General features: G+C 64.4%; 14 protein-coding genes. 10 read left to right on the plus strand and 4 right to left on the minus strand.

The window, feature by feature from the left end; translation table 11 throughout:
* Positions 1-83: 83 nt before the first annotated feature.
* Entirely contained in the window at positions 84-1,418 is a 1,335-nt protein-coding gene (locus EN786_RS19315) for a dicarboxylate/amino acid:cation symporter (RefSeq protein ID WP_135857467.1), read from the minus strand.
* Positions 1,419-1,652: 234 nt separating this feature from the next.
* On the opposite strand from EN786_RS19315, the gene EN786_RS19320 reads away from it, so the two are divergent.
* The 3 genes from EN786_RS19320 (at position 1,653) to EN786_RS19330 (ending at position 5,397) form a co-directional block, all read left to right on the plus strand.
* Positions 1,653-3,524 carry a sensor histidine kinase gene (locus tag EN786_RS19320; protein ID WP_127310110.1) on the plus strand — a complete coding sequence of 624 codons (1,872 nt, stop codon included), beginning with the start codon at positions 1,653-1,655 and terminating at the stop codon, positions 3,522-3,524.
* 1 nt (position 3,525) lies between these two features.
* Positions 3,526-4,881, plus strand: coding sequence for a sigma-54 dependent transcriptional regulator (locus EN786_RS19325; RefSeq protein ID WP_127310108.1), 1,356 nt, complete (start codon positions 3,526-3,528; stop codon positions 4,879-4,881).
* 171 nt (positions 4,882-5,052) lie between these two features.
* Positions 5,053-5,397, plus strand: a complete 345-nt coding sequence (locus EN786_RS19330) for a hypothetical protein (protein ID WP_127310107.1) — start codon at positions 5,053-5,055, stop codon at positions 5,395-5,397.
* 136 nt (positions 5,398-5,533) lie between these two features.
* Here EN786_RS19330 and ggt read toward each other — a convergent pair whose 3' ends face one another.
* The 3 genes from ggt to EN786_RS19345 all read right to left on the minus strand — a co-directional run bounded on the left by ggt (position 5,534) and on the right by EN786_RS19345 (position 11,130).
* Positions 5,534-7,273, minus strand: coding sequence for a gamma-glutamyltransferase (gene ggt / locus EN786_RS19335; RefSeq protein ID WP_127310106.1), 1,740 nt, complete (start codon positions 7,271-7,273; stop codon positions 5,534-5,536).
* A gap of 370 nt (positions 7,274-7,643) precedes the next feature.
* Positions 7,644-8,936: an L-rhamnose catabolism isomerase gene (gene rhaI, locus EN786_RS19340; RefSeq protein ID WP_245518499.1), complete on the minus strand. Its 1,293-nt coding sequence runs from the start codon at positions 8,934-8,936 to the stop codon at positions 7,644-7,646.
* Positions 8,937-9,027: 91 nt separating this feature from the next.
* A complete protein-coding gene (locus tag EN786_RS19345; RefSeq protein ID WP_135908730.1) occupies positions 9,028-11,130 on the minus strand; it encodes a bifunctional rhamnulose-1-phosphate aldolase/short-chain dehydrogenase in 2,103 nt (700 codons plus the stop codon).
* A 186-nt stretch (positions 11,131-11,316) separates the two neighbouring features.
* Between EN786_RS19345 and EN786_RS19350 the strand changes: the two genes are divergently transcribed.
* From EN786_RS19350 to EN786_RS19380, 7 genes are all read left to right on the plus strand, one after another.
* Entirely contained in the window at positions 11,317-12,120 is an 804-nt protein-coding gene (locus EN786_RS19350) for a DeoR/GlpR family DNA-binding transcription regulator (RefSeq protein WP_127282435.1), read from the plus strand.
* Between the two features lie 48 nt (positions 12,121-12,168).
* A complete protein-coding gene (gene rhaS / locus EN786_RS19355) occupies positions 12,169-13,164 on the plus strand; it encodes a rhamnose ABC transporter substrate-binding protein (RefSeq protein ID WP_126056558.1) in 996 nt (331 codons plus the stop codon).
* Positions 13,165-13,248: 84 nt separating this feature from the next.
* Complete coding sequence (locus EN786_RS19360) at positions 13,249-14,805, plus strand: sugar ABC transporter ATP-binding protein (protein WP_127309843.1); 1,557 nt, start codon at positions 13,249-13,251, stop codon at positions 14,803-14,805.
* Positions 14,802-15,779 (plus strand): ABC transporter permease, encoded by a 978-nt coding sequence (locus tag EN786_RS19365; RefSeq protein ID WP_127309842.1) that lies wholly within the window; start codon positions 14,802-14,804, stop codon positions 15,777-15,779. Before EN786_RS19360 ends, EN786_RS19365 begins: the two co-directional genes overlap by 4 nt.
* The gene (locus tag EN786_RS19370; protein ID WP_127309841.1) at positions 15,776-16,777 is read left to right on the plus strand and encodes an ABC transporter permease; all 1,002 of its coding nucleotides are present in this window, start codon (positions 15,776-15,778) and stop codon (positions 16,775-16,777) included. Before EN786_RS19365 ends, EN786_RS19370 begins: the two co-directional genes overlap by 4 nt.
* Positions 16,777-17,091, plus strand: a complete 315-nt coding sequence (rhaM, locus tag EN786_RS19375) for an L-rhamnose mutarotase (protein WP_187331374.1) — start codon at positions 16,777-16,779, stop codon at positions 17,089-17,091. Before EN786_RS19370 ends, rhaM begins: the two co-directional genes overlap by 1 nt.
* A 65-nt stretch (positions 17,092-17,156) precedes the next feature.
* Positions 17,157-18,530 carry an FGGY-family carbohydrate kinase gene (locus tag EN786_RS19380; RefSeq protein ID WP_127309840.1) on the plus strand — a complete coding sequence of 458 codons (1,374 nt, stop codon included), beginning with the start codon at positions 17,157-17,159 and terminating at the stop codon, positions 18,528-18,530.
* Positions 18,531-18,783 lie beyond the last annotated feature (253 nt).

An 18,783-nucleotide genomic window follows, 5' to 3' on the forward strand; every position in this document is an offset into this window, starting at 1 on the left:
TATGCGGCGACCGGCAAAAAGAACAGGCCGCGACCGGTTTTACCGGCCGCGGCCTCTCCAGGCTTGGGAGGCGCCTGACTGGATCAGGCGGGCTGGAGACCCCCGGACAGCGCCAGGTCGGCCTCTTCCGGCAACTGGCCAGCCATGGCGGCGGCGAATTGCGTCTGGTCGAGTTCGCCTTCCCAGCGCGCCACGACGATGGTCGCGACCGCATTGCCGACGAAGTTGGTCAGCGCCCGGCATTCCGACATGAAGCGGTCGACGCCGAGGATCAGCGCCATGCCGGCGACCGGCACCGAAGGCACGACCGAGAGCGTGGCGGCGAGCGTAATGAAACCGGCGCCGGTGATGCCGGCGGCACCCTTGGAGCTCAGCATGGCGACGAGCAGGAGCAGGATCTGGTCGCCGAAGGTGAGCGGCGTGTCGGTCGCCTGGGCGATGAACAGCGCGGCCAGCGTCATGTAGATGTTGGTGCCATCGAGGTTGAAGGAATAGCCGGTCGGGATGACCAGGCCGACCACCGAGCGGTTGCAGCCGGCGCGTTCCATCTTGGCCATCAAGCCAGGCAGGGCGGCTTCCGAGGACGAGGTGCCGAGCACCAGCAGCAGCTCTTCCTTGATGTAGCGGATCAGCGCCAGGATCGAGAAGCCGTTGTACCATGCTACCGCGCCGAGCACGACCAGCACGAAGAGCAGCGACGTCAGGTAGAAGGTGCCGATCAGGAAGGCGAGGTTGGCGATCGCGCCGATGCCGTACTTGCCGACGGTGAAGGCCATGGCGCCGAAGGCGCCGATGGGGGCGGCCTTCATCAGGATGGCGACGAGGCGGAAGATCGGCGCGGTGAGCGCCTGCAGGAAGTCGACCACCGGACGGCCGCGATCGCCAACCAGCGCGAGGGCGACACCAAACAGCACCGAGAAGAACAGCACCTGCAGGATATCGCCCTGGGCGAAGGCGCCGGTGATGGTGTCGGGAATGATGTTCATCAGGAAGCCGACGATGGTGGTGTCATGCGCCTTCTCGGTGAAGGTCGACACCTTGCTGGCATCGAGCGTCGCCGGATTGATGTGCATCCCGGCGCCGGGCTGGACGACGTTGGAGACGACGAGGCCGACGATCAGCGCCAGCGTCGAGAAGAACAGGAAGTAGATCATCGCCTTGCCGGCGACGCGGCCGACCTTTTGCAGGTCGGAGACGCCGGCGATGCCGGTCGCCACGGTCAGGAAGATCACCGGCGCGATCACCATCTTGACCAGCTTGATGAAGGCATCGCCGAGCGGCTTCAGCGACGCGCCGAGTTCGGGATAGAAGTGGCCAAGCAGGATGCCGGCGGCGATGGCCGCCAGGACCTGCACATAGAGATGCCGATAAAAGGGCATTTTGCCGCGCGGCTCGGCGGCAGCGAATGTTGTCTGCATGACGTCCTCCGTTGCGCCCCGATCGAAAGGCTCGACCTCCCGGGGCATTTGACCTCCAACAGCCTCGCGACTGCCGACTCCATCTTTGCAACCCGCGTGCCAGTTTTCGCCGGCGCGGACTTGCTTTGATTTTGTTAGCTTTTTTCGATCCGCTGGCCGCCCGGTCTGGTGGCGGCGTGCGGCCATCCGCATGGGTCGAATTGTGTTTTGTGCGAAATCATGCACAGATGGGTGATGCTGCAGCGCCCCGCCGCCGGCGCTATCGCCGGCCTTTCTCCAACGCCCGAGCAGCTCGGCAGAAGGGCGCGCCGGGCCTGGCTGCTGTTTGCCGGCGTGGCGCTCGCCATCATCGCCGCGGCACTCTACGGCGCCGGCCTCTATGGCCGCGCGGTCGAGGTCGACGCGCTTGCCGCACAGGGGCGCACCGACGCTAATCTGAAGGTGGCGCTGCTGCGCGCTGTGCTGGAAAACCCGCGCGCGCTGCCGCTGCTCCTGTCCGAGGACCAGCAGGTGCATGACGCGCTGGCCGCGCGCAGCGCTGCCGCGATCGACGTGCTCAACCGCAAGCTCGAAGGGCTGGTGTCCGGCACCAAGGCGTCGGTGCTCTACGTCACCGGCACCAACGGCCTGGCGGTCGCGTCGAGCAACTGGCGCGAGCCGACCAGCTTCGTCGGGAACGACTACGGCTTCCGCGCCTATTTCTCCCGCGCCATGCAGACGGGAACGGCCGAGTATTTCGCGCTCGGCAATGTCAGCAAGCGCCCGGGCCTCTACATCTCGCGCCGCGTCGGCAGCGCCTCGGCGCCGCTCGGCGTCGTCGTCGTCAAGATGGAGTTCGACCAGCTCGAGGCTGACTGGCACGAGGCGAACCGCCCGGCCTATGTCAGCGACGAGCATGGCGTCGTGCTGATCACCAGCGTGCCGTCCTGGCGTTTCATGACGACGGCGCCGCTTGCCGGCGCCACCCTTGCCGAAATCCGCGACAGCCAGCAGTTCGGCGACGCGCCGCTGGTGCCGCTGCCGATCGCGCGGCCGGAAACCTTGAGCGCCGACGTGTCCATAGTGCATGCGATCACGCCGGGCGGCAGCGACGGCGAGTATCTCAGGCTGTCGACGCCGGTCGCCTCGACGCCGTGGCGGCTCGACTATCTCGTTCCGGCCGAGGCGCCGATCGCCGCCGCCCAGCGTGAGATGCGGCTCCTGGCGCTTGGCGTCATCGGGCCGCTCATCGGCCTTGCCGCCTATCTCTTATGGCGCCGGCAATCCGCGCAGATGCGGATCGCCGCCGAACAGGCGACGCGCGCCGAGCTCGAACGTCGAGTCGTCGAGCGCACCGAGGATCTGAGCCGCGCCCGCGACCGTCTGCAGGCGGAGATCACCGACCATCGCAGCACCGAGGCCAAGCTGCAGGTGGTGCAGCAGGAGCTGGTGCAGGCCAATCGGCTGGCCATCCTCGGCCAGGTCGCCGCCGGTGTCGCGCATGAGATCAACCAGCCGGTGGCGACCATCCGCGCCTATGCCGACAATGCGCGCGTCTTCCTCGACCGCAAGCAGACTGCCCCGGCCGAAGAAAACCTCGGCGCAATCGCGGCGCTGACCGAGCGCATCGGCACCATCACAGAAGAGTTGAAAACCTTCGCCCGCAAGGGCCGCACCGCAGCCGAGCCGGTCGAGTTGCGCGGCGTCATCGAGGGCGCGGTGGTGCTGCTCAGGAGCCGTTTCGCCGGCCGGCTCGACGCGCTCGAGATAAAGCTGCCGCCGCCCGCGCTCAAGGTGATGGGAAATCGGGTGCGGTTGGAACAGGTGTTGATCAACCTGTTCCAGAACGCGCTGGAGGCGCTGGACGGCCGCGACGGCGCCAGGGTCGAGGTTTCGGTCGAGGAAAGAGACGACGGCGTCGTGCTCAGCGTCTCGGACAACGGCCCGGGCATTCCGCCGGCGATCCTGAAATCGCTGTTCACGCCCTTCAACACCTCGAAGGAAAAAGGGCTTGGGCTAGGCCTCGTCATCTCGAAGGACATCGTCGCCGATTATGGCGGGCGCATCGAGGTCGCCAGCGGCGCGGAAGGCACCCGTTTCACCATCCATCTTGCGAAAGCAGCCTAGCATGGCGACCAACCAGCCCGCCCCGGTCATCCTGATCGACGACGACGCCGATCTCCTGAAGGCGACGCGGCAGACGCTGGAGCTCGCCGGTTTCGCGGTATCGGCGTTTTCGGTGGCGAGGGAGGCTCTGGCCGGGCTCGACGCCGGGTTCGCCGGCGTGGTGGTGTCCGACATCCGCATGCCCGAGATCGACGGATTGCAGCTTTTCGACCGCATCGTGGAGGTAGATCCGGACATTCCAGTCATCCTCGTCACCGGACATGGCGACATCGCCATGGCCGTGAAGGCGATCAAGGACGGCGCCTACGACTTCATCACCAAACCCTTCGCCGCCGACCGGCTGGCCCAGAGTGTGTGGCGGGCAGCGGAAAAGCGCCGACTGGTGATGGAAAACCGCGCCTTGCGCGAGGCGGCCGAGCAGGCGCAGGACAGCCTGCCGCTGATCGGCCAGACACCGGCGATGGAGCGGCTGCGCCGGACGCTGAGGCAGATCGCCGACACCGACGTCGACGTGCTGGTGACCGGCGAGACCGGCTCCGGCAAGGAGGTGGTGGCGAGCCTCCTGCACCGCTGGAGCCGCCGCGCGCAGGGCAATTTCGTGGCGCTGAACTGCGGCACGCTGCCGGAGACCGTGATCGAGAGCGAATTGTTCGGCCATGAGGCCGGCGCCTTTACCGGCGCGCAGAAGAAGCGCATTGGCCGCATCGAGCATTCGAGCGGCGGCACGCTGTTCCTCGACGAGATCGAGAGCATGCCGCCCTCGACCCAGGTGCAGATGCTGAGGGTGCTGGAAATGCGCGAGGTGACGCCGCTCGGCACCAACGAAATTCGGCCTGTAGACTTGCGCGTCGTCGCCGCCGCCAAGGTCGATCTCGGTGATCCAGCCCAGCGCGGCGCCTTCCGCGAGGACCTCTACTACCGGCTGAACGTGGTGACGCTGTCGATCCCGCCGCTGCGCGAGCGCCGCGACGACGTGGCCCTTTTGTTCGGCTATTTCGCCGAGCGCGCAGCCGCCCGTTTCCGGCGCGCGATGCCGGCCGTGCCGGCGGCCGTGCACCGGCATTTGAGGGAGCATGATTGGCCCGGCAATGTGCGAGAGCTCGCCCATTTCGCCGAACGCTTCGTGCTGGGGCTTGAAGATGCCGGCCACGCCGAAGGCCCTGCCCCGGCCGAATCGGATGCGGCCATGGCGCTGCCCGAACGGCTCGAGCGCTACGAGGCCGAGATCATCCGCGAGACACTTGGCCGCAATGACGGCGATGTCCGGCGCACGATCGAGGCGCTGGGGATTCCGCGCAAGACCTTCTACGACAAGCTGCAGCGGCACGGCATCGTGCGCAGCGATTTTTCCAGATAATTCAAGCGCGTGGAACGGAAGCCATGCCGCAACCGTTGAATGGCGCCCGCAAACCGTGGCACGTCGGCACCAGAAGATGTTGAAGATCGCGGCGGATGCCCCCGGCAAGGCGCGTTCGGGTTGCGCTCGGCGGATGTTGATGGTTTGTTGCCGGGCAGCGGAGATTGAGTGATGCGAGAACCCGTCGGTCATGACGAATATGGGTCGACCAGCCCCTTCGATCCGGACGAGCTGTCGAACTTGAACGCGATCGGCCCGGCCATGGGGAGCGGCAACGATTTCGAGAAATACGCCGTCGCGGTCATCATCGTGTTCGGCGCGCTGATCATTGGCGGGCTGATGGCCGCCTCGATGACGTTCGGCCACCGCAACGGCTTCCTGTTCGCGCTTGGCGGCGCGACATCCGCCTGGATATCGGGCAACGCGCTGCTGCTCGACCGTCCCCGCCTCTATGCCCTGTTCGTCGGCATCGCCGCCCTTATGCTCTTGGCTTCCACGCTGACGCTGGTCATCTGACCCAGGCCTAGACCAGTCCTAGAGCGTTTCATGGAAACGGCGGAACCGCTTTATCTTTTTGGTTTGACGCAATTCCGGACGGAAGGCTACGGCGAAGTCGCCGAGCCTGACCGTTCACACTTTTCCTGAAATTGCTCTAGTACCCAAGCGCCTCGCCCGCCGCGGCGCGGCTGTCGATGGCGCCGTTGTAACGGGCGCCGCCGCCCTTCTCGATTTCGTCCAGGCTCTTGCCGCCGACCAGGATGCCGGCTGCCTGGCCCCAGGTCTTGTCAGCGAGTTCGAGATGGTAGCCCATGCCGGCAAGCAGCCTCTCGGTATCCGGCGACAGGCCGAACGGCTCGACATAGACGGTATCCGGCAGCCATTGATGATGGATGCGCGGGGCGTCGATCGCCTCCTGGATGTTCATGCCATGGTCGATGACGTTGACGATCGCCTCCAGCGTGATGGTGATGATGCGCGAGCCGCCGGGGCTGCCGATGACCATGAACGGCTTGCCGTCCTTGGTGACCACGGTCGGGCTCATCGAGGATAGCGGCGTCTTCTTCGGCTCGATCGCGTTGGCCTCGCCCTGGACCAGCCCGTAGAGATTGGGCACGCCCGGCTTCTGGGTGAAATCGTCCATCTCGTTGTTGAGCAGGATGCCGGTGCCGTCGGCAACGACGCCGGCGCCGAAGGAGCCGTTCAGCGTATAGGTCACCGCGACGGCATTGCCGTCCTTGTCGATGATCGAATAGTGGGTGGTCTCCTTCGACTCGCCGAAGCCTTTCGGCATCAGGTCTTTCGACACGCCCGCGCGGAACGGATCGATCTTGTCACGAATGTCCTTGGCGTAACCCTTGTCGAGCAGCTTCTCGACCGGATTGTCGACGAAATCCGGGTCGCCGAGCGCCGAATTGCGGTCGACATAGGCGTAGCGCATGGCTTCGACCATGACATGCACCGTTCCGGCCGACCCCGCGCCGAGATAGGACAGCGGATAGAGCTCGAGCACGTTGAGGATTTCGCAGATGATGACGCCGCCGGAACTCGGCGGCGGCGAAGAGATGATCTCATAGCCGCGATAGGAGCAGGTCACCGGCTTCAGCTCGCGCACGGCATATTGCTCGAAATCGCCCTTGGCGAGGATGCCGCCCTTGGCCTCGCTTGCCTTGACGATCGCATCGGCGATGGCGCCCTTGTAGAAGGCGTCCGGCCCCTTCTCGGAAATGGCTGACAGAGAGGCGGCGAGGTCCGGCTGGGCGAGCTTCTCGCCGATGCCATAGGGCTTGCCGTCCTTTTTCAGGAAGATGGCGGCCGCCGCCGGGTCCTTGGCCAGCCGTTCGGCGCCGCCGGCGAAGGAGGCGGCGTCGCCCTGGTTGAGGACGAAGCCGTCCCTGGCGTAGGCAATCGCCGGCGCCATCAGGTCCTGCCTGGTGAGCGTGCCATACTTCTGGCGTGCCATCTCGAAACCGGCAACGGAGCCCGGCACGCCGACGGCGAGATAGCCGTCGAGGCTGGCGCCCTTCACCGGCTTGCCGTCCTTGTCGAGATACATGGTCTTGGTCGCGGCGAGCGGCGCGCGCTCGCGGAAATCGAGGAAGGTCGAACGGCCGTCCTTGAGGCGAATGGTCATGAAGCCGCCGCCGCCGATGTTGCCGGCGTTGGGATAGACGACGGCCAACGCGTAGCCGACGGCGACCGCGGCATCGACAGCGTTGCCGCCCTTCTTCAGCACATCGACACCGACTTCCGAAGCGAGATGCTGGGCCGTCACCACCATGCCGTGCTCGCCCTTGGCTGGGGCCGGCGAGGCGGCGAAGACGGCGGCCGATGGCGTGAGGGTGAGGGTAAGCGAAAGGCTGACGGCGATCAGCGTCCGACGGGTGAGTTGCATGGCGGGGACTCCGGGGCGTGGGGGACGCCTAGGAAAGACCCTTGGAGCGCGATAGTCCAATAACAATTGAATAATCGAAACGGCCCGCTGGGCCGGCCTCCGCTTCGGTCTTTGTCCTAAGGATAGGAAATGGCCGAGGTCAGCGCTGCCCCTCATCGCCCTGCCGGGCACTTCTCCTCGTATAGTGACGGGGAGAAGGGGCGCTCTCGTCGGTGGCTTCGCCAATCGCCAAGCTGGCAGAGCAGACGCCGAGGTCGCAGCCAGCGCTCTTCTCCCCGTTCACGGAGTGAAGGTGCCGGCAGGCGGATGAGGGGCAGCGCCGACAGTGACGATTATCGAAAAACTGCCTGGAGCAATCGCCGACTTGGCCTCAAACAATCCCACCACCGCCGCCGGCGACAGCCGGCCGTTCGGCCGCGACCTTCGCCCGGTAGCCGGCGGCGCGATAGGCGGCGACCGGATCGATGGCGCCGCCAGTCCGCAGCCGCGCCATGGCAAGGATCGGCTCGACGTCGGTGCGGTAGGCCGATTTCAGCGTCTGTGTCGCCATCAGCGCGTCGTTGATTTCCTGAAAGCCCTCCAGCGCCTTGCGATCGACCAGCAGCGCCTGCGCATAGGCGCGCTGCACCTCGACCGCCGACAGCATCAGGCTTTCGATCGGGTCGGTGACGTTGTGGCTCTGGTCCAGCATGTGCGCGGGATTGAAGCCCTCGGCTCCGGATAGCTCGGCGTCGACCAGCTCGTTGAAGACCAGGAACAGCCGGTAGGGGTCGATCGAGCCAGCATCGAGATCGTCGTCGCCATATTTGGAATCGTTGAAGTGGAAGCCGCCGAGCTTCCTGAACTGGATCAGCCGCGATACGATCATCTCGATGTTGACGTTCGGTGCGTGATGGCCGAGGTCGACCAGGCAGTAAGCCTTGTCGCCGAGTTCTTTCGCGATGAGGTAGTTGGTGCCCCAGTCCTGCACGACCGTCGAATAGAAGGCCGGCTCGTACATCTTGTGCTCGGTGAACAGCCGCCAGTCGTCCGGCAGCCCGGCATAGATGTCTCGCATGGCGTCTAGGTAGCGCTCGAAGGCCCTGGCGAAATTGACCTGGCCGGGAAAGTTCGAGCCGTCGCCGATCCACACCGTCAGCGCCTTCGAGCCAAGCGTCTTGCCGATCTCGATGCATTCGAGATTGTGCTCGACCGCCTGCCGGCGCGTGCCGGCATCGGCATGCGACAGCGACCCGAACTTGTAGGAAAGCTCCTGGTCCTTGGCGTCGGAGAAGGTGTTGGAGTTCATGGCATCGAAGCCAAGGCCAAAGCGCGACGCGGCCTGCTTCAGCCGGTTCGGATCGGCCTTGTCCCACGGGATGTGCAGCGAGACGGTGGGTGTCGCCTGCGTCAGTTGCCTGATGACGGCGCAGTCCTCGATCTTGTCGAAGATGTCGCGCGGTTCGCCGGCGCCGGGAAAGCGGGCGAAGCGCGTGCCGCCGGTGCCGACGCCCCAGGACGGGATCGCCACGGCGAATTTTTCGACCTTGTCGCGGATGGTGTCGATGGCGATGCCGCGCCTGTCGAGACGCTCTCCGAGCGAGGCGTAGTCGCGCTCGAGGTCGGGTTTGCGCGCGGCGTTGCTCTTTTCGACGACATCGGCAGCGATGATCAATTCGGACACTACAATTCCTCCCAGTACTCGTTCGCTGGCGCTGCCCCTCATCCGCCCTTCGGGCACCTTCTCCCCGTGAACGGGGAGAAGGGATGCGCGACTAGCGCGTAAAGCTCTGCGCGTTGCCGGCGTCGACGTTGATGATGTTGCCGGTCGACTTGGCCGACATGTCGGAGGCGAAGAAGTAGATCGCCTCAGCGATGTCTTCGGGGAAGACCGAGCGCTTCAGCATCGAGCGCGAGCGGTAGTGCTCCTCGAGGTCGTCGGTCGACATCTTGTAGGCGGCGGCGCGCTGTTCCTTCCACTCGCCGGACCAGATCTTGGAGCCGCGCAGCACGGCGTCGGGATTGACGACGTTGACCCTGATCTGCGCCTCAGCGCCCTCAAGCGCCAGGCAGCGCGCGAGATGGATCTCGGCCGCTTTGGCGGTGCAATAGGCGGCGGCGTTGGGTGAAGCGGCAAGCCCGTTCTTGGAGGCGACGAAGACGACGTTGCCGCCGATCTTCTGCGCGCGGAACAGCCGGAAGGCCTCGCGAGAAACGAGGAAATAGCCGGTGGACAATATGTCCATATTCTTGTTCCACAGCGCCAGTGTCGTCTCCTCGATCGGCGCCGAGGAAGCGAGACCGGCATTCGAGACAAGAATGTCGACACCGCCGAACTCGACCGAAGTTTCGGCGAAGCCCGCGACGACCTGGTCCTCCGAGGTGACGTTGATCACCACCGGCCGGACGAAATCCTTGCCGTAGGCTTTCGACAGTTCGTCATTGGCGCTGGTGAGCGCCGCCTCGTCGATGTCGGCCAGCACCACGCAGGCGCCTTCGCGCAGCAGCCGGCTGGCGGTGGCGCGGCCGATGCCGCCGGCGCCGCCGGTGACAAGCGCGATCTGGCCGGCCAGCGCCTTCGGCTTCGGCAGACGCTGCAGCTTGGCTTCCTCGAGCTGCCAGTATTCGATGTCGAAGGCCTCCTGCGCCGGCAGGCCGACATAGGACGAAACGGTCGAGGCGCCGCGCATGACGTTGATGGCGTTGACATAGAATTCGCCGGAGATACGCGCCGTCGCCTTGTCGCCGGCGAAGGTGAACATGCCGACGCCAGGCATCAGATAGACAACGGCATTGGGATCGCGGATGGCGGGCGAGTCCGCATGCTTGCAGCTGTCGTAGTAGGCCTGGTAGCCGACGCGATATTCGGCGATGTCGTCGGCGAGACGCGCAATGACGGCGTCGACGTCAGGTTTCGCCGGGTCGAATTCAATGACCAGCGGGCGGATCTTGGTGCGCAGGAAATGGTCGGGGCATGAAGTGCCCAGTGCTGCCAGCGGCCGCAGATCCCTCGAATTGACGAATTCGAGCACGGCGGGCTGGTCGTCGAAATGGCCGAGCTTGTGGCTGTTCTCCGAGATCAGGCCGCGGATCCTCGGCATCAGCTTCGCGGCAATCGCGCGGCGCGCAGGCGCATCGAGCGACTTCACCACCTCGCCGCCGAAGATGGCCACGCCTTCCGACCGACGCTCGAACCACTCGATCGCCTGGTTGATCACCGAGATCGTCGTTTCGTAGCACTCCTTCGGCGTGTCGCCCCAGCTGAACAGGCCGTGGCTTTCGAGGATGACGCCTTTCGCCTCGGGGTTTTCCAGGCAGAATTTCTCCAGCCACAGGCCGAGCTCGAAGCCCGGCCGCTTCCAGGGCAGCCAGCCGATGGCATCGCCAAAGATCTCCTTCGTCAGCGCCTTGGAATCCTTCGCCGCGGCAATGGCGATGATAGCGTCGGGATGCATATGGTCGACGCAAGGCTTCGGCACGAAGGCATGCAGCGGCGTGTCGATCGAGGCCGCGCGCGGATTGAGGTTGAAGGTGCAGTGCGGCAGGTAGCCGACCATCTCGTCCTCATGCGCGAGGCCGCGATAGAGACCTTTCAGCGCGCGCAGCTTGTCCATGTAGAGCGTGGCGAAACCGTCGAGCTTGATCGAGGCGCTGTCGCCGCCCGAGCCTTTGACCCACAGCACCTCGACCTCCTCGCCGGTCAGCGGGTCCTTCTGCCAGACCTTGGACGAGGTGTTGCCGCCGCCATAGTTGGTGACGCGCCTGTCGGAGCCGAGCGTGTTGGAGCGATAGACCAGCAGCTCCGGGTCGCTCAATCCCTTGGCCTTCGCATCATCCCACAGATTGGCGAGGCGCGAGCCGGAGCGCTTGTCGAGCATAGGTATCCTCCCTTGGGACGCAAAACGGTGCGGTCCTTTTCGCGGGGAATGTCTACGCAAGGCGCCCACTTGTCAATCACAAACGATCAATATCGATCATATTGCACTGCACAATGAAATTATATGATCGGAAATGATTGACACTGCTCGTTTTGAGTGCCTAGATGCTCAGGCAGGGAGGGAACCATGCACGAAAAAGAGCGCCACAGGATCATTCTGTCCGCCGTCCAGGAAAAGCCTGTGGTGACGGTGCAGGAGATGGTCGACCTGACGGACTCCTCCGAGGCGACGATCCGGCGCGACATCGCGGCGCTGCATGTGCAGAAGCGCCTGCGCCGGGTGCGCGGCGGCGCCGAGGCGATCTCGCCGCCACAGTTCATCGGCCTCGCCGGCCGCCCCTTCTCGGTCAACGAAACGCTGAACGCCGCGCAGAAGCGCGCGATCGCCCGGGAAGCGGTGAACCTGTGCAAGGACGGCGAACCGATCATTATCAACGGCGGCACCACCACTTTCCAGATGGTGCATTTCCTGACCGGCCGCCGCATGCCGATCTTCACCAATTCCTTCCCCATCGCCGAGCACCTGCTCAAGCATTCCAAGAACACGGTGATGTTGTCCGGCGGCACCATCTACCGCGAGCAGAACATCATCCTGTCGCCGTTCGACAATGACGTGACGCGCAACTTCTACGCGCGCCGCATGTTCATGGGCGCCCAAGGGCTGGGGCCGCTCGGGCTGATGGAAGGCGACCCGCTGCTGATCCAGGCCGAGCAGAAGCTGATCGACCAGGCCGACGAGCTGGTGGTGCTGGTCGATTCCTCGAAGTTCCGCATGCGCTCCAGCCTGATCCTGTGCGGACTGACGCGCATCGCCACCGTGATCACCGACGACGGCATCGAGGACCGCGAGGCCAAGATGCTCGAAACCGCCGGGGTAACGCTGATCGTCGCACGCAAGGCGGCACAGGAAGAATCTTCACTGCAGGCCTGAGCGGCCCGCAGCGGCGATGGAAATGCAACGCTCAAGGGAGGATATTCGATGAGCTTTTTGAAGAAACTGCTGGTTACGGCGGCCTTTTCCGCCGCCATGTTCGTGAATGCCGCCTATGCCGAGAACGTCAAGATCGCGCTGGTGGTGAAATCACTCGGCAACGGCTTCTTCGACGCCGCCAACAAGGGCGCCGAGGAAGCGGCCAAGGAACTGGGTGATGTCGAGGTGATCTACACGGGCCCGACCAAGGCGACCGCCGAGGCGCAGATCGAGGTGATCAACTCGCTGATCGCGCAGAAGGTCAATGCGATCGCGGTTTCGGCCAATGACGCTGACGCGCTGGTGCCGGTGCTGAAGAAGGCGATGGATCGCGGCATCACCGTGATCTCGTGGGACTCCGGCGTTGCCAAGGAAGGCCGGCAGTTGCACCTCAACCCGTCGGACACCGGGCTGATCGGCGAGACCATCATCAAGCTCGCCGCCGACTACCTGCCGGAAGGCGGCGACGTCGCCATCCTGTCGGCCTCCTCGACCGCGACCAACCAGAACGCCTGGATCGAGGCGGCGAAGAAGGTGCTGCCGGAGAAGTTCCCGAAGATCAAGCTGGTCGCCACCGTCTATGGCGATGACGACTCGGCCAAGAGCACCGACGAAGCCAAGGGCCTGCTGAAGTCCTATCCGAACCTCAAGGCGATCATCGCGCCGACCACCGTCGGCGTCGTCGCCGCCGCCCAGGTCGTCACCGACGCGAACCTGATCGGCAAGGTCAACGTCACTGGCCTGGCGCTGCCGTCGGAGTTCAAGAAGTTCATCGACAACGGCGCCAGCCAGGCGGTCGCGCTGTGGAACCCGATCGACCTCGGCTACTCGGCGATCTACCTCGCCCATGACCTGGCAGTGAAGAAGGAAGAGGCCAAGCCCGGCGCCACGCTGTCGATCGGCCGCGTCGGCAAGGTGACGCTCGACGACACCAACTCGGCTGCGATGGCTCCGCCCTTCCAGTTCGACAAGACCAACATCGAGAAGTTCTCCAAGATCTATTGATCCTGGTCGACTTCAAGCTCGTGCGGCGGGACAATTGTCCCGCCGCATCTTCAAACGGACCTTCTCTCAGGGCCTGATACGGATATGGACACGACAGCCCAGCACAAAGTGGAGACGGAACGGCCGCTTTCGGGCCCGGCCCAGCCGGCCGCCCCGCGCCTGACGCTCTCCGGCATTTCGAAAAGTTTCCCCGGTGTCCGCGCGCTGCACAATGTCAGCCTGTCGCTCTATCCGGGCCAGGTGACGGCGCTGATCGGCGAGAACGGCGCCGGCAAGTCGACGCTGGTCAAGATCATGACCGGCATCTACCAGCCCGACGCCGGCGAAATCAGCATCGATGGCGAGGCGACGACGCTGCATAGCGCCCATGCCGCCTTCGGCCACGGCATCACCGCCATCCATCAGGAAACGGTGCTGTTCGACGATCTTTCGGTCGCCGAGAACATCTTCCTCGGCCACGCGCCGCGCACCCGTTTCGGCACCATCGACTGGCGCACCATGCGGAAAAATGCGCGCGAGGTGCTGGAGACGATGCGCGCCGGCCATATCGATGCCGACGCAAGGCTGAAGGACCTCGGCATCGCCAACAAGCATCTGGTCGCGGTGGCGCGGGCGATGTCGATCGATGCGCGCATCGTCATCATGGACGAGCCGACCGCCGCGCTCTCGATGAAGGAGATCGAGGAGCTTTTCCTGTTGATCGAATTCCTGAAGAGCGAAGGCAAGGCGGTGCTGTTCATCAGCCACAAGTTCGATGAGATCTATCGCATCGCCGACCGCTACACGGTCTTCCGCGACGGCGAGATGGTCAGCGAGGGCCTGCTCAAGGATGCCGGCCAGAACGAGATCGTGCGCATGATGGTCGGCCGCAACGTCGACCACATCTTCCCGCAGCGCGAGCCGAAGATCGGCGCGCCGGTGCTTTCCGTATCCGGCCTGTCGCATCCGACCGAGTTCGACGATATCGGCTTCGAGCTGCGCAAGGGCGAGATCCTCGGCTTCTACGGCTTGGTCGGCGCCGGGCGCAGCGAGGTGATGCAGGCGATATCGGGCATCACCCGCACCAGCCGCGGCACGATCACGCTGGACGGCAAGCCGATCGCGCCGAAATCCGCCGCCGACTCCATCGAGGCTGGCATCGTCTACGTGCCGGAGGAGCGCGGCAAGCAGGGCGTGGTGATCGGGATGCCGATCTTCCAGAACGTTTCGCTGCCCTCGCTCATGCGCACCTCGAAATCGGGCGTGCTCAGGCTGGCGGAAGAGTTCGCGCTCGCCCGCTCCTACACCGAACGGCTGGATCTCAGAGCCTCATCGCTCAGCCAGGATGTCGGCACGCTCTCCGGTGGCAACCAGCAGAAGGTGGTCATCGCCAAATGGCTGGCGACGGCGCCCAAGGTGATCATCCTCGACGAGCCGACCAAGGGCATCGACATCGGCTCCAAGGCCGCCGTGCACGGCTTCATGGCCGAGCTCGTCGCGCAAGGCCTGTCGGTGATCATGGTGTCCTCCGAACTGCCGGAGATCCTCGGCATGTCGGACCGTGTCGTCGTTATGCGCGAAGGCCGCATCGCGGCCGTCCACGACAACAAGGGGCTCGATGCCGAGACGCTGGTAAGAACCGCAGCAGGGATCGCGGCATGAAGAATTTGCGCAAATACCGCGAGATCTGGCTGCTTGCGGCAATCGCCGTGCTGATCGGCCTGATCTCGACCCGCTTCCCGGGTTTTGCCGACCCGGCCAATCTGCGCCAGGTGTTCAACGACACCTCGATCCTGATGATCCTGGCGCTCGGCCAGATGGTGGTGATCCTGACGCGCTCGATCGACCTGTCGATGGCGTCGAACCTCTGCTTCACCGGTATGGTGGTGGCGATGCTCAACGCCGCGCATCCGGCGATCCCGATCCCGGCACTGATCGTCATCGCGCTTCTCGTCGGGCTGGTGCTCGGCGCCATCAACGGCTTGCTGGTGTGGCGGTTGAACATCCCCTCGATCGTGGTGACACTAGGCACGCTCACCATCTATCGCGGCGCGACCTTCGTGGTTTCCGGCGGCGCCTGGGTCAATGCCGACCAGATGAGCCCGGACTTCATCAACTTCCAGCGCGCCGCCTTCCTCGGCCTGCCGGTGCTTTCGTGGACCGCGCTTTTGGTGATCGCGCTGTTCTTCGTGGTGATGACGCGCACGCAGATCGGCCGCTCGATCTATGCCATCGGCGTCAACCCGACCGCCTCGGTCTATGCCGGCATCGACGTCGGCCGCACAAAATTCATCGTCTTTTGCATTTCCGGCATGATCGGCGGGCTCGCCGGCTATCTGTGGATCTCGCGCTATGTGATCGCATCGGTCGAGGTCGCCAACGGCTATGAGCTCAACATCATCGCCGCCTGCGTCATCGGCGGCATCTCGATCGCCGGCGGCATCGGCTCGGTCGGTGGCGCGGTGCTCGGCGCGCTGTTCCTCGGCATCATCTCCAACGCGCTGCCGGTCATCAACATCTCGCCCTTCTGGCAGATGGCGATATCGGGCAGCGCCATCATCCTGGCCGTGGTGCTGAATGCGCGCGGAGAGCGCCGGCAGGGCCGGATCATCCTCAGAAAGGCGGAAGCGGCATGACCGACGCCCCTCACCCGCGCCACATCCCCGACCGGCTCGACAAGCCGCTCTCGTCCGCGATCTTTTCCTGGGAGGCGCTGCTCGTCGTCATCGCGGTTCTCATCTTCGCGGTCAACAGCTTCGCCTCGCCCTATTTCCTCGACCCGTGGTCGCTGTCGGACCTGACTTTCAACTTCACCGAAAAGGCGCTGATCGCGCTTGCCATGGCGCTACTGATCATTTCCGGCGAGATCGACCTGTCGGTCGCGGCGATCGTAGCGCTCGCCTCGACGATGATGGGCATGGCGGTGCAGGCCGGCGCCGGAACGCCAGTGCTGGTTGCCATCGGCATCGTTGTCGGGCTCGGCTGCGGCGCCTTCAACGGGCTGCTGGTCACGCGGCTCGGCCTGCCTTCCATCGTCGTCACCATCGGCACGATGAGCCTTTTCCGCGGCATCGCCTTCATCATCCTCGGCGACCAGGCGTACAAGGGCTATCCGGAGAGCTTCGCCTTCTTCGGCCAGGGCTATGTCTGGTGGGTTTTCTCGTTCGAACTGGCGCTGTTCCTCGTCGCCGCGCTCATCTACTGGTTCGTGCTGCATCGCACGAGCTTCGGCCGCCGCGTCTTTGCCATCGGCAACAATCCGGTCGCATGCCAGTTCTCAGGCGTGCGTGTCGACCGCATCAAGTTCATCCTGTTCTGCCTGACCGGGCTGATGTCCGGCATCGCCTCGGTGCTGATCACCTCGCGGCTTGGTTCGACAAGGCCGTCGATCGCGCAGGGCTATGAGCTGGAAGCGATCACCATGGTGGTGCTGGGCGGCGTCTCGATCCTTGGCGGCGCCGGCAGCATCCTGGGCGTCGTGCTCGCCGCCTTCATCATGGGGCTGGTGACTTTTGGGCTCGGCCTGCTCAACGTGCCGGGCATCGTCATGTCGATCTTCATCGGCCTCTTGCTGATCATCGTCATTGCGCTGCCCATCGTCTGGCGGCGCCTGCGCGAGGGACGCTTCGCGTGATGGAAAAATACGCCTTCAAGATGAAGCTCAATCCCGGCATGAAGGCCGAGTACAAGCGCCGCCACGACGAGATCTGGCCTGAGCTGGTGGCGCTTTTGAAGCAAGCCGGTGTCTCCGACTACTCGATCCATCTCGACGAGGAAACCAACATTTTGTTCGGCGTGCTCTGGCGCAGCGATAGCCACGGCATGGCCGAGCTACCCAGCCATCCGGTGATGCAGCGCTGGTGGGCGCACATGGCCGATGTGATGGAAACCAGGGCCGATAACGAGCCGGTGGCGGTGCCGCTGGAAACCGTGTTCCATATGGCATGATTGGCCCGCATTTCTCACACGCTGCCTGCCGGGTTCTCCAACCGACCCTCGATCGAGTGTGAGAAATGCGGGTAAGCCACGTCGCCGTCATCGATATCGGCAAGACCAACGCCAAGGTGGCGCTTGTCGATCTCGCGACCCTGCGCGAGACGGCACTGCGCCGCAGCGCCAACGCGCCCCTCACTGACGGCCCCTACCCGCAGCACGACATCGAGTGCCTGTGGACGTTCATCCTCGATAGCCTCGCCGAACTGCACCGCGAGCAGCGCATCGACGCCATCTCGATCACCACCCATGGCGCGACGGCGGTGCTGGTCGACGCCGGCGGAGGCCTGGCGCTGCCGGTGCTCGACTATGAATTTTCGGGACCAGACGAATTCGCCGAGGACTATGACCTCATCCGTCCGCCCTTTGTCGAGACAGGCACGCCGCGCCTGCCGGCCGGCCTGAACATCGGCGCGCAGCTCTTCTGGCAGCAGAGGCGCTTTCCAGCGGAATTTGCCAAGGCGGCCGCAATTGTGATGTACCCGCAGTATTGGGCGCTTCGGCTAACCGGCGTCGCGGTCAACGAGGTGACATCGCTCGGCTGCCACACCGATCTGTGGAACCCGTGGACGTCCGACTACTCGTCGCTGGTCGACAAGATGGGCTGGCGTCGGCTGATGGCGCCGGTGCGACCGGCGAAGGAGCGGCTAGGACCGATCCTGCCGGCCCTCGCCCGGCGAACCGGGCTCGACCCGCAGACACCGGTGTACTGCGGGCTGCACGATTCCAACGCCTCGCTGCTGCCGCATCTCTTGTCCGACCGGCCACCCTTCTCCGTCGTCTCGACCGGCACCTGGGTGGTTTCGATGGCGGTCGGCGGCGGCAGGGTCGAGCTCGATCCGGCCCGAGACACGCTGGTCAACGTCAACGCGCTCGGCGATCCCGTGCCTTCGGCTCGCTTCATGGGCGGGCGCGAGTTCTCGCTGCTGACCGACGGTCAGCCGCAGGACTGGAACGAGGACAACGTCGCCGCCGTGCTGGCGCGCAGGACGCTGCTTCTGCCCTCGACCCAGCAGGGATCGGGGCCGTTCCCGCACCGCCAGCCGCAATGGCTCAATGCCCACGGAACGAGCGGCGGCGAGCGCTTCGTCACCATCTCCTTCTATCTGGCGCTGATGACCGCGACCTGTCTTGGGCTGATCGGCGGCGACGGGCCGACAACCGTGGAAGGACCCTTTGCCCGCAACCGCCTCTTTACCGGCATGCTGGCGGCGGCGACGGGGCGCACGGTCATCGCCTCCGAGGCCGCCACCGGCACCAGCATCGGCGCAGCACTTCTGGCATCCAAAGAGACGCCCGCGCACAGCAAGGTCGAGACAATAGAACCGCAAACTGATCCCATCTGGGCGGCCTATTTCAGCGCATGGCGCGGGGCGGTCGAAGCGCGGATCTGATCAGGTCACGAATGATAAGAAGAAGTACGAAGAATACAATATCGCCATATTAATGGCGTAAAAAGCATGCCGGATCGGAAAATACACTTTACTTACTGACGAAAATGTTAAAAATATGATTGAAACCAAACAGAAGTATATAATTAGCGGAGTTAATAAGAAATCCAACTGAAAGCCACTGGATTGCGAAAATAGATCTATGCCATACTTAATGGACAAATACGATTCACATTCCGAACCTCCATCCCCATAG

Origin of the sequence: Mesorhizobium sp. M4B.F.Ca.ET.143.01.1.1, assembly GCF_004792275.1 — a bacterium.
Classification (GTDB): domain Bacteria; phylum Pseudomonadota; class Alphaproteobacteria; order Rhizobiales; family Rhizobiaceae; genus Mesorhizobium; species Mesorhizobium abyssinicae.

What these genes read in the sequence shown, in the direction of transcription:
- EN786_RS19315 (WP_135857467.1), bottom strand. Translation starts at nt 1,418, where the DNA reads ATGCAGACAACATTCGCTGCCGCCGAGCCGCGCGGCAAAATGCCCTTT.
- EN786_RS19320 (WP_127310110.1), top strand. Translation starts at nt 1,653, where the DNA reads ATGCTGCAGCGCCCCGCCGCCGGCGCTATCGCCGGCCTTTCTCCAACG.
- EN786_RS19325 (WP_127310108.1), top strand. Translation starts at nt 3,526, where the DNA reads ATGGCGACCAACCAGCCCGCCCCGGTCATCCTGATCGACGACGACGCC.
- EN786_RS19330 (WP_127310107.1), top strand. Translation starts at nt 5,053, where the DNA reads ATGCGAGAACCCGTCGGTCATGACGAATATGGGTCGACCAGCCCCTTC.
- ggt (WP_127310106.1), bottom strand. Translation starts at nt 7,273, where the DNA reads ATGCAACTCACCCGTCGGACGCTGATCGCCGTCAGCCTTTCGCTTACC.
- EN786_RS19345 (WP_135908730.1), bottom strand. Translation starts at nt 11,130, where the DNA reads ATGCTCGACAAGCGCTCCGGCTCGCGCCTCGCCAATCTGTGGGATGAT.
- EN786_RS19350 (WP_127282435.1), top strand. Translation starts at nt 11,317, where the DNA reads ATGCACGAAAAAGAGCGCCACAGGATCATTCTGTCCGCCGTCCAGGAA.
- rhaS (WP_126056558.1), top strand. Translation starts at nt 12,169, where the DNA reads ATGAGCTTTTTGAAGAAACTGCTGGTTACGGCGGCCTTTTCCGCCGCC.
- EN786_RS19360 (WP_127309843.1), top strand. Translation starts at nt 13,249, where the DNA reads ATGGACACGACAGCCCAGCACAAAGTGGAGACGGAACGGCCGCTTTCG.
- EN786_RS19365 (WP_127309842.1), top strand. Translation starts at nt 14,802, where the DNA reads ATGAAGAATTTGCGCAAATACCGCGAGATCTGGCTGCTTGCGGCAATC.
- EN786_RS19370 (WP_127309841.1), top strand. Translation starts at nt 15,776, where the DNA reads ATGACCGACGCCCCTCACCCGCGCCACATCCCCGACCGGCTCGACAAG.
- rhaM (WP_187331374.1), top strand. Translation starts at nt 16,777, where the DNA reads ATGGAAAAATACGCCTTCAAGATGAAGCTCAATCCCGGCATGAAGGCC.
- EN786_RS19380 (WP_127309840.1), top strand. Translation starts at nt 17,157, where the DNA reads ATGCGGGTAAGCCACGTCGCCGTCATCGATATCGGCAAGACCAACGCC.